Raw genomic sequence first — 9,192 nt, 5'->3', positions numbered from 1 at the left:
CAAACTCTCCATAAAAGTTAAGTTTAAATCTTGTATTGCTCAAAAAACTAATAATTGACGTTTACTTCATGTTTTGTTTAGTTTTCAAAGTTCATAATAATGGAGCGGGTGATGGGAATCGAACCCACGACCGAAGCTTGGAAGGCTTCTATTTTACCATTAAACTACACCCGCGAAAATGGTCGGGAAGACAGGATTTGAACCTGCGACCCCCTGGTCCCAAACCAGGTGCTCTACCAAGCTGAGCCACTTCCCGAAATATGGCGCGCCCGAAAGGACTCGAACCCATAACCTTTTGATCCGTAGTCAAACGCTCTATCCAATTGAGCTACGGGCGCATATTTTAAAGTGTGTCGTCTTCGTTAGCGACTTTTACAGTTTATAACATCTAACCGTTTATGTCAACACTTTTTTTAAAAGTTTTTTCTAAAACTTTCAATGCTTACTACGATAAGCTTTCGTTGACTTCGTTAACTTCTGACGTGACTTTAACTATATTAAAGTATAGGACACTTATTGTCAACATTATTTAAGAAAAAAGTTGTGATTAATTTGATTATCAATAATATAACGGATCTTAATCCTACTACTACAATACTTTCATACCTTAAATTACTGCATAAATAGTAACTTTCATCAGTTTAGTTTTCTTTTAATAGACATAAAGCAAATCAACAATAGTGCAATTGATATAGTACTATTTAAACACAACCTCTGTTAAAATGATTTGATTTTTGAAGAATTTTCTCTTCATATACTCCCACAAGCTCTTAAATACTCGGTTTTGGTACCGTACCGTGAAAAATTACAGAGTAAATGATAAAATACTTTTATTTTAGAAAAGTATACAATATGTTTGTATACTTTGATTCATTAAATAAAACATATTAAAAGCAATCTAATTATATAGGATGTGAGTTCAATGGATATAAATTTTATTACAATCCTCCTTATTGTTAATATACTGCTAGCTGGTATTTTAATCTTTATTGAAAAGAGAGATGTTGCAGCTACGTGGGCATGGCTTATGATCCTACTTTTTATACCAATAGTCGGTTTCTTACTATACCTTTTTTTAGGCAGACAGCTAAAACAAAAGAACTTCTATCATCTTTCAAATAAAGAAAGAAGTTATCTTCAATTAGCAGTTACTAATCAAGCAAATCAAATACATAATGATCAACGCTTTATCCAAGATGAATTACTATCGAAGCATTCACAATTAATTATGATGAATTTAAAATCCGCTAATGCTTTATTAACAACTGAAAACGAGATCCAAACATTTAGTGACGGTTACGAAAAATTTAATTCGCTTTTCGAAGACATACAAAATGCCGAAAAAGAGATAAATATTCAATATTACATCATTCAACGTGACTCGTTAGGAAAAAAGCTTAGAGACGAACTTACAAAGAAGGCAGAAAAAGGCGTTAAAGTACGAGTGCTGTACGATGACATTGGTTCGAAAAAAATCACTCCTTCTTTTTTCAAAGATCTTATTAAACACGGAGGTGAGGTAAAAGCTTTCTTTCCTTCCTTCCTAAGACTAATCAATTTTCGATTAAACAATAGAAATCACAGAAAACTTTGTATTATTGATGGGAGAGTTGCTTATATAGGCGGTTTTAATGTCGGAGACGAGTATCTTGGAATTGATAAGAAATTTGGATACTGGAGAGACACTCATTTTCGAATAAAAGGTGATTCAGTAAATCAAATTCAAGGGCGATTTATATTAGACTGGCAACAAGCTACTAAACAACATGGACATATTATAGAGGAATTTACTTTTAATAATGTGGAAAGTATCAGAAATACTCCCATACAAATTGTTGCTAGTGGGCCAAATTCGGAAACAGAGCACTTAAAAAATATGTACGTTAAACTAATTACGTCTGCTAAACAGAGCGTTTATATTCAAACCCCTTACTTCGTTCCTGATGCAAGCATTATGGACGCTTGTAAAATTGCTGCATTATCTGGAATTGATGTTAGAATAATGATTCCAAGTAAACCTGACCACCCATTCGTACATTGGGCATCACTATCATACGTAGGCGAACTATTATCTTACGGAGCAAAAATATTGCTATATGAAAATGGATTTTTGCATGCTAAAACAATCGTAATAGACCAAGAAGTTGCTTCAGTTGGAACTACTAACATTGATACACGTAGTTTTAAATTGAATTTTGAAATAAACGCGATCGTCTATTCAGAAAAAGAATCATCCAATCTACAAAACCTTTTTTTATCTGATTGTAAATATTCTAGTGAACTTACACTTGAAAAGTATCAAGCGAGAACAATCTTTATAAAAATAAAAGAAGCTATTTCTCGACTTCTATCTCCAATATTATAAACTACTAAAAACATTACTAAATTGTAATGTTTTTTTATATTGCCAAATAAGTTTTAAATTGAAAGTACACGTATTCTATTGAATAATTAAAGAAGTTAACAGATTATTACATAAATTAATTAGAAGGTGAACTATGAGAAGAATCAAGAAGATTTTAATAAGTTGTTTAGCTCTTTTATCTTTGTGGGTCAGTTTTTTTACAAACCCAACCTCTACTTATGCAGCGAATAAAGTTTACACCGTAACTGCAAGTAAACTAAATATCCGTAGCGGCCCTAGTACAACGGCTAAGTTAATCGGTACTGTGAAAAAAGGTCAATTTTTAACGGTTGTTAATAAACATGCCAACGGATGGTATAAAATTAAATTTAAAAGTAAAACAGGATTTATTAGCGGGAAGTATGTAATTGCAGAGTTCACTAATGTTAAATCATTAGATAAAAGTTTGATCGTTGATTTACGCTATAATACAACGAATAACTTTACCGGCAAACGTATTTATAATTTTAGCCAAGCCATCCTTAGGACTAGCACAGCCAAAAAATTAGCTAAAGCAAATTCCATCCTAAAAAAACAAGGATATACGATTAAAGTTTGGGATGCTTACCGTCCTTTATCAGCTCAACAAACACTTTGGAATGCATATCCTAATTCAGATTATGTTGCTAAGCCTAGTCCAAAAAATATACGAGGCCACCAACTAGGTGCAACACTAGATATAACATTGTGTACATTAGATGGAAAAGAAGTGCAAATGCAATCCAAATTCGATGATTTTTCATCACGTGCTTCTCGAAGCTATAAGCGAAATAGTGTACAAGAAAAGAATTATCAAATCATGGATAAAGCGATGAGACAAGCCGGTTTCGTGGGCTACTCAAAAGAATGGTGGCATTACTCTGATAAAAATCAGAAATTTAAACCACTTCAAGTAAATCCTGCTAATTATTAATGTTAGACTCACTTTTGGAATATATCAAAAGTGAGTTTTTTAGTATAGTCAATGTCTACAAATCAGTAGTTATATAAAAACACGCATCAATGTGTAACAAGTGGTTATCACGAATATTCTTTTTCACTAATTTAGTGAAAAAAAAAGTAATTTCTTAAGTACTAAAAATTTACAATTATTTCTTTATTGATGTCAATCAACACAAAAAAGACACCCTACAATTGTAAGATGTCTTGGAAAGTCATAATTAAGATGCGGCCGAGAGGACTTGAACCTCCACGGAGAAACCTCCACTAGGCCCTCAACCTAGCGCGTCTGCCATTCCGCCACGACCGCGAATAAACAAAAGTGAGCCATGAAGGATTCGAACCTTCGACCCTCTGATTAAAAGTCAGATGCTCTACCAACTGAGCTAATGGCTCGTAATAACAAGTTTATAAAATAAGCAAGTTCTAAAGACGTCCTTGTCTCAGATAGAATTTCAAGTAGCTGCTCGACAAGTACGCTGAAGTAATCGCATCGAAGATTACTCGTTCGTGCTCTACCAACTGAGCTAATGGCTCGTAATAACAAGTTTATAAATACATGATAGTACAAGTACACTAAAAACAGACTATTTTTAAACTTACTTACTGTTTACACGATCGCATTTAAGATAAAAGAAAATCCCTCTACCTTAAACATTACTATTCAAAATAAAAATGGCTGGGCTACCTGGATTCGAACCAGGGCATGACGGAATCAAAATCCGTTGCCTTACCGCTTGGCTATAGCCCATTGATATAACATCATGAATCTACTTCTTCGAATAATCTCCATGAACCCGCACCGCAGGATTTTTTTTATGTTGTATTGCCTTACCTTCTTGAATTAACCTCTCAAGATAAAAAACAATCCGACATTTCACTATACTTCTTTTCCTAATGTGCGAATATGCTACATGAAGTAACACCGCAGGATTGTCTTATGTAGTATTGTATTTACCCCTCGAATCTACTCCTAAAGATAAAAAAAATTCATCCATCTCACTACTATTTTTCTCCAAATAAAGAAAAAAATACTACAAACTGTAGTAATAAATGGCGGTCCCGACCGGGATCGAACCGGCGATCTCCTGCGTGACAGGCAGGCATGTTAACCGCTACACCACGGGACCATTTTGGTTGCGGGGACAGGATTTGAACCTGCGACCTTCGGGTTATGAGCCCGACGAGCTACCAGACTGCTCCACCCCGCGATAATGTGGATACTATTTTAACTAGATCCATGAAGTTTATTTCGTTAAGACCATCCCAATCTCAGGATGTTTATGCAAGTAGCGGCTCGATTGGTATGCTGAAGTTATTACTTCGAAGCATATTCGTTCGTGCTCCACCCCGCGATAATGTGGATACTATTTTATTAGATCCATGAACTTTATTTCGTTAAGACCATCCCAATCTCAGGATGTTTATGCAAGTAGCAGCTCGATTGGTATGCTGAAGTTATTACTTCGAAGCATATTCGTTCGTGCTCCACGCCGCGATAATAAGAGTTTATATCATTTTAAAGAAATGGTGGAGGATGACGGGCTCGAACCGCCGACCCCCTGCTTGTAAGGCAGGTGCTCTCCCAGCTGAGCTAATCCTCCGGGATAAAATATTGGTGACCCGTACGGGACTCGAACCCGTGTTACCGCCGTGAAAGGGCGGTGTCTTAACCGCTTGACCAACGGGCCAAAAAAAAAATATGGCAGAGAAGAAGGGATTCGAACCCTCGCACCGCGTTAACGATCTACACCCTTAGCAGGGGCGCCCCTTGAGCCACTTGGGTACTTCTCTAATATAATGGCTCCGCAGGTAGGATTCGAACCTACGACCACTCGGTTAACAGCCGAGTGCTCTACCACTGAGCTACTGCGGAAAAATTCCAATCAATTCGTCATGCGCTGTAACATGATGACAAGTATTAATATAAACTATACATATATTACCTGTCAACACTATTTATAATTGTTTTAATGGACTTTTGCATATTCCACATACAAAGCGCTTTGTGTCAACTTTTCTTTTTCTTAAGAAGTATTGTCCACACCCAACACATCTATATTTATATTTATAAGAATGTGTTCTTTTCTTTATAGAATTTAGTGGTTTACAGTATCTAGGCGCACCTACTTTTTTTAGTAGGTCTTTAAAATCTTTATCTTCGTGTTTATATCCTTTCTTCATAATATGAAGATGATAGTGACACAGCTCGTGTAATATAATTCCCTTTAGCTCTTCGATTCCGTGTTCTTGATAGTATAATTTATTTAATTCGATATTACTATTTTTTAATAAATACCTTCCACCAGTAGTTCTCAATCTAGTATTGAAGGAAGCTTGATGGAGAAATGGCCGTCCGAAATAGGTAATCGATAGATCTTCTACTAATTTTTGTATCTCCTCATTGTCCATTTATAGATCGCCACCTCTTTTTCTACTTTATTCTAACTAAACAACTCACATTTTTCTGGGTATGTGCATACATTAAACATACAAATGAGAATTTCAAAAGATCTTATTAGTACGATTTATGCTAAATGGGCTGCTCTTAGTAAATCTCTCTACAACGGCGTAATTTTTACTATCCAAAATGAACAATACAGTTATCCTTTTTATACAGTGTATCGGAAGGTTACCCCTCACTCATTTATTTCATCGCCCATCTCAATAGTTAAGATGGGCGAAGATTTTTAAGTTGGAGGTTTTCATCATGGTAATGCCTAGTTGGCTTAAGACTCAAATGCAGAAAGCATTTTATGAGAAAAACCGTTATCAAATAAAGTTATTAAATCAATGTTGGTTTTATTATCAAAAAATTAAGCTTTGACTTTTTCTTTTGCTTCAATTGGCAGCATAGATAAGCCTACTCTTTGTTTCTTTTGATCAACTTCAGCAATCCATATTTTTACTACTTGGCCAACTGAAACAACATCTAATGGATGTTTTATAAATTTACTACTCATTCTTGAAATATGAACAAGACCGTCATTCTTTAATCCTATATCAACAAATGCACCAAAATCGACTACATTTCTTACTGTTCCTTCAAGCTCCATGCCTATTTTTAAGTCTCCAATTTGAAGAACATCTTGGCGAAGGATTGGTGCTGCTAATTCGTCTCGTAAATCTCTTTCAGGTTGTGTTAATGAAGCTAAAATATCATTCAGTGTAATTAAACCAATATCAAGTTGTTCTGATATTTCTTCTAAGTTTAGCGTCTTTAACTTTTCTTTTAGTTCTTTTGAACCAATTTGATTTGTTGAGAAATTTAATTGCTTTAATAGTTTTTTTACTTGCACATAATTCTCCGGATGAATACTTGTACGATCTAAAGGTTCATCCCCTTCGACAACGCGTAAGAATCCAATACATTGTTCGTATGTTTTTGCACCTAGTCTCGGTATCGTTTTAAGCTCTTTTCGATTTGTAATTTTCCCTTTTTCATCACGATAATTAACGATATTTTTCGCTACCGTTTTGGACAAGCCCGATACATGTTGTAGTAGCGAAACTGATGCTGTATTTACATTTACACCTACTTGGTTTACTGATGTTTCAACAACAAACGTTAGTGACTCATTCAGACTTTTTTGAGAAACATCATGTTGGTATAATCCTACGCCAACAGATTTAGGGTCAATTTTAACCAATTCAGCTAACGGATCTTGTAATCGTCTTGCGATTGAAACCGCACTTCTTTCCTCAACTTGGAAATTTGGAAACTCTTCTCGCGCTAGTTCTGAAGCAGAATACACGCTCGCTCCAGCTTCATTTACGATTACATAGTAAATACTATTTTTCATTTCTTTTAGAATTTCAGATATAAATAGCTCAGTTTCACGAGACGCTGTTCCGTTTCCAATTGCAATCATCTCTATTTTATATTTGATAAGAATATCTTTAATTTTTGCAATTGCTTGCTCTCTTTTATTTCTTTGAACTTCTTCTCTTTCACCTTTGAAAGGATGCGGATAAATAACATCAATTTTAAGTACTTTACCTGTTTCATCTACAACGGCTAATTTACAACCTGTACGGAATGCAGGGTCAACTCCAAGAACGATTTTTCCTTTTAATGGTGGCTGTAGCAATAGTGAGCGTAAGTTTTCTGAGAAAATATTAATTGCATGAGAATCAGCTTTTTCGGATAATTCCTTACGAATCTCTCTTTCAATTGAAGGTTGAATTAATCGTTTATAAGCATCCTCAACAACTTCTTTTAAAATTGATCGCACAAAAGTTTCCTTTATCATAACTTTTCTTTCTAAATATGAAATGATTTCATCAAAAGGCGATTGAACTGCAACCCTTAAAATATCTTCTTTCTCTGCACGATTCATCGCTAATATTCTATGTGGAACAATCCTTGCAATTGGCTCAGAGTATTCATAATACATTTCATAAACTTTTTTTTCGTCTTTATCGGCATCTTTTACAGTACTATCAATTGTTCCTTTTTTAAATGTAACTTCACGAATCCACTTTCGATATGTAGCATCGTCTGCAATCCATTCCGCAATAATATCTTTTCCACCTTGAATAACTTCATCAGCTGTACTAACTTCAAGTTCAATATTTATGTATTTTAATGCCTCTTCTGCTAACATGCCTTCTTTTGGCATCGAGAATAACCATTCTGCAAATGGTTCTAACCCTTTATCTTTTGCGACCGTAGCACGAGTCCTTCTTTTTTCTTTATATGGTCGGTATAAATCCTCTACTTCTTGTAGCTTTGTTGCTAACGTAATACTTTTACGTAATTCATCATTCAACTTTCCTTTTTCATCAATTAAACGGATTACTTCATCTTTTCGTGTTTGAAGATTTACAGCATACTCATATTTCTCCAAAATCGAATGAATTTGAACTTCATCAAGAGAACCCGTCTTTTCTTTTCGGTACCTAGCAATAAAGGGAATTGTATTTCCTTCTTCCTTTAATTCAATGACAGTAGCTACTTGTTTCAAAGTAATAGATAAATCAGATGCTATTTTATTAATCAATTGCTGTGACATAACTTAACGCCTCCAATTTTCGGGAATTATATAAGACCTAAAATAACCCTTTCAAGTCGAAAGGGTTACAAAACATTAATTATAATTTATGTAGATAAAGCTGCTAAAAAAAGCAACTTTAAAAATCAACAAGTCCTAAACTGATTTGCAACGCTTCATCAACCTGATCCATCATCTCATCGTCAAGATGTGTTATCTTATCGGTTAATCGCTGTTTGTCAATCGTTCGAATTTGCTCTAGTAGTATAACCGAATCACGTTCAAATCCATATTTTTTAGCATCGATTTCAACATGTGTTGGAAGCTTTGCTTTTTGGATTTGTGCTGTAATCGCAGCGACTATAACGGTAGGACTAAAACGATTACCGATATCATTTTGTATTATGAGAACCGGACGAACTCCACCTTGTTCCGAGCCAACTACAGGGGAAAGGTCTGCAAAATATACGTCGCCACGTTTTACTATCAAGTGATTACCCCCCGCTAACTAAGCGCTCCACTTTAGAATCCGCTTCAGACTCAGCATAGAATGACTCAGAAGATATTAATAAGTTGATTTTAGCCATTTCCATGTATCCGCGTCGCATATGTTCACGACTTTGGCGTCTTTTACGATCTTTTAAAAACATCTTAGTCGCTTGATAAATATACTCATTTCGATTACCGTTTTCTTGCTTTACTAATCCATCTAGTTCGCTTACTACGTGTTTTGGTAAACGTACTGTTATTTCAGTTGTCGCATTTAGTTCGGACAAGTTTCAGCACCTCCAGAATCAACTATTACCCATATATCTCCCTATACTACATCATACCATTATTTTCAGTGATTGGAAA

Annotated in this window: 7 protein-coding genes and 12 tRNA genes; 3 read left to right on the top strand and 16 right to left on the bottom strand. The window is 35.0% G+C overall.

What is annotated here, in order from left to right; translation table 11 throughout:
• Positions 1–100: 100 nt before the first annotated feature.
• The 3 genes from ACFCYN_RS20885 to ACFCYN_RS20875 all read right to left on the bottom strand — a co-directional run bounded on the left by ACFCYN_RS20885 (position 101) and on the right by ACFCYN_RS20875 (position 338).
• A tRNA-Gly gene (locus ACFCYN_RS20885) sits at positions 101–174 on the bottom strand.
• 5 nt (positions 175–179) lie between these two features.
• Positions 180–256 (bottom strand) — tRNA-Pro (locus ACFCYN_RS20880).
• Between the two features lie 5 nt (positions 257–261).
• Positions 262–338 (bottom strand) — tRNA-Arg (locus ACFCYN_RS20875).
• Positions 339–922: 584 nt separating this feature from the next.
• Between ACFCYN_RS20875 and cls the strand changes: the two genes are divergently transcribed.
• On the top strand, positions 923–2,365 hold the full coding sequence (gene cls / locus ACFCYN_RS20870; protein ID WP_375951498.1) for a cardiolipin synthase: 1,443 nt from the start codon (positions 923–925) through the stop codon (positions 2,363–2,365).
• Positions 2,366–2,498: 133 nt separating this feature from the next.
• On the top strand, positions 2,499–3,317 hold the full coding sequence (locus tag ACFCYN_RS20865; RefSeq protein WP_375951496.1) for a M15 family metallopeptidase: 819 nt from the start codon (positions 2,499–2,501) through the stop codon (positions 3,315–3,317).
• 253 nt (positions 3,318–3,570) lie between these two features.
• On the opposite strand, the gene ACFCYN_RS20860 is transcribed toward ACFCYN_RS20865, so the two are convergent.
• From ACFCYN_RS20860 to ACFCYN_RS20815, 10 genes are all read right to left on the bottom strand, one after another.
• Positions 3,571–3,653: transfer RNA gene (locus ACFCYN_RS20860), tRNA-Leu, on the bottom strand.
• 13 nt (positions 3,654–3,666) lie between these two features.
• A tRNA-Lys gene (locus tag ACFCYN_RS20855) sits at positions 3,667–3,739 on the bottom strand.
• A 280-nt stretch (positions 3,740–4,019) separates the two neighbouring features.
• Positions 4,020–4,094 (bottom strand) — tRNA-Gln (locus ACFCYN_RS20850).
• A gap of 303 nt (positions 4,095–4,397) precedes the next feature.
• Positions 4,398–4,473: transfer RNA gene (locus ACFCYN_RS20845), tRNA-Asp, on the bottom strand.
• A 4-nt stretch (positions 4,474–4,477) separates the two neighbouring features.
• Positions 4,478–4,554, bottom strand: a tRNA-Met gene (locus ACFCYN_RS20840).
• Positions 4,555–4,871: 317 nt separating this feature from the next.
• Positions 4,872–4,947 (bottom strand) — tRNA-Val (locus tag ACFCYN_RS20835).
• 12 nt (positions 4,948–4,959) lie between these two features.
• Positions 4,960–5,034 (bottom strand) — tRNA-Glu (locus ACFCYN_RS20830).
• Positions 5,035–5,046: 12 nt separating this feature from the next.
• Positions 5,047–5,137 (bottom strand) — tRNA-Ser (locus ACFCYN_RS20825).
• Between the two features lie 7 nt (positions 5,138–5,144).
• Positions 5,145–5,219: transfer RNA gene (locus ACFCYN_RS20820), tRNA-Asn, on the bottom strand.
• A gap of 83 nt (positions 5,220–5,302) precedes the next feature.
• Positions 5,303–5,755 carry a SprT family protein gene (locus tag ACFCYN_RS20815; RefSeq protein ID WP_375951494.1) on the bottom strand — a complete coding sequence of 151 codons (453 nt, stop codon included), beginning with the start codon at positions 5,753–5,755 and terminating at the stop codon, positions 5,303–5,305.
• Positions 5,756–6,059: 304 nt separating this feature from the next.
• On the opposite strand from ACFCYN_RS20815, the gene cmpA reads away from it, so the two are divergent.
• Complete coding sequence (gene cmpA, locus ACFCYN_RS20810; protein ID WP_088003988.1) at positions 6,060–6,170, top strand: cortex morphogenetic protein CmpA; 111 nt, start codon at positions 6,060–6,062, stop codon at positions 6,168–6,170.
• Here cmpA and ACFCYN_RS20805 read toward each other — a convergent pair.
• From ACFCYN_RS20805 to ACFCYN_RS20795, 3 genes are all read right to left on the bottom strand, one after another.
• Entirely contained in the window at positions 6,160–8,358 is a 2,199-nt protein-coding gene (locus tag ACFCYN_RS20805; protein ID WP_375951492.1) for a Tex family protein, read from the bottom strand. The two genes, cmpA and ACFCYN_RS20805, sit on opposite strands and share 11 nt — an antisense overlap.
• Before the next feature lie 118 nt (positions 8,359–8,476).
• Positions 8,477–8,827, bottom strand: coding sequence for a type II toxin-antitoxin system endoribonuclease NdoA (gene ndoA, locus ACFCYN_RS20800; protein WP_056476047.1), 351 nt, complete (start codon positions 8,825–8,827; stop codon positions 8,477–8,479).
• Between the two features lie 4 nt (positions 8,828–8,831).
• Positions 8,832–9,113 (bottom strand): CopG family ribbon-helix-helix protein, encoded by a 282-nt coding sequence (locus tag ACFCYN_RS20795; protein WP_056476050.1) that lies wholly within the window; start codon positions 9,111–9,113, stop codon positions 8,832–8,834.
• Between the last annotated feature and the right edge of the window lie 79 nt (positions 9,114–9,192).

The organism is Gottfriedia sp. NPDC056225 (assembly GCF_042267765.1).
Lineage (GTDB): Bacteria > Bacillota > Bacilli > Bacillales > Bacillaceae_G > Gottfriedia.
Note: the sequence above shows the minus strand (reverse complement) of the source record. Positions and strands in the feature narration are given on the sequence as shown.

What these genes read in the sequence shown, in the direction of transcription:
- cls (WP_375951498.1), top strand. Translation starts at nt 923, where the DNA reads ATGGATATAAATTTTATTACAATCCTCCTTATTGTTAATATACTGCTA.
- ACFCYN_RS20815 (WP_375951494.1), bottom strand. Translation starts at nt 5,755, where the DNA reads ATGGACAATGAGGAGATACAAAAATTAGTAGAAGATCTATCGATTACC.
- ACFCYN_RS20805 (WP_375951492.1), bottom strand. Translation starts at nt 8,358, where the DNA reads ATGTCACAGCAATTGATTAATAAAATAGCATCTGATTTATCTATTACT.
- ACFCYN_RS20865 (WP_375951496.1), top strand. Translation starts at nt 2,499, where the DNA reads ATGAGAAGAATCAAGAAGATTTTAATAAGTTGTTTAGCTCTTTTATCT.
- cmpA (WP_088003988.1), top strand. Translation starts at nt 6,060, where the DNA reads ATGCCTAGTTGGCTTAAGACTCAAATGCAGAAAGCATTTTATGAGAAA.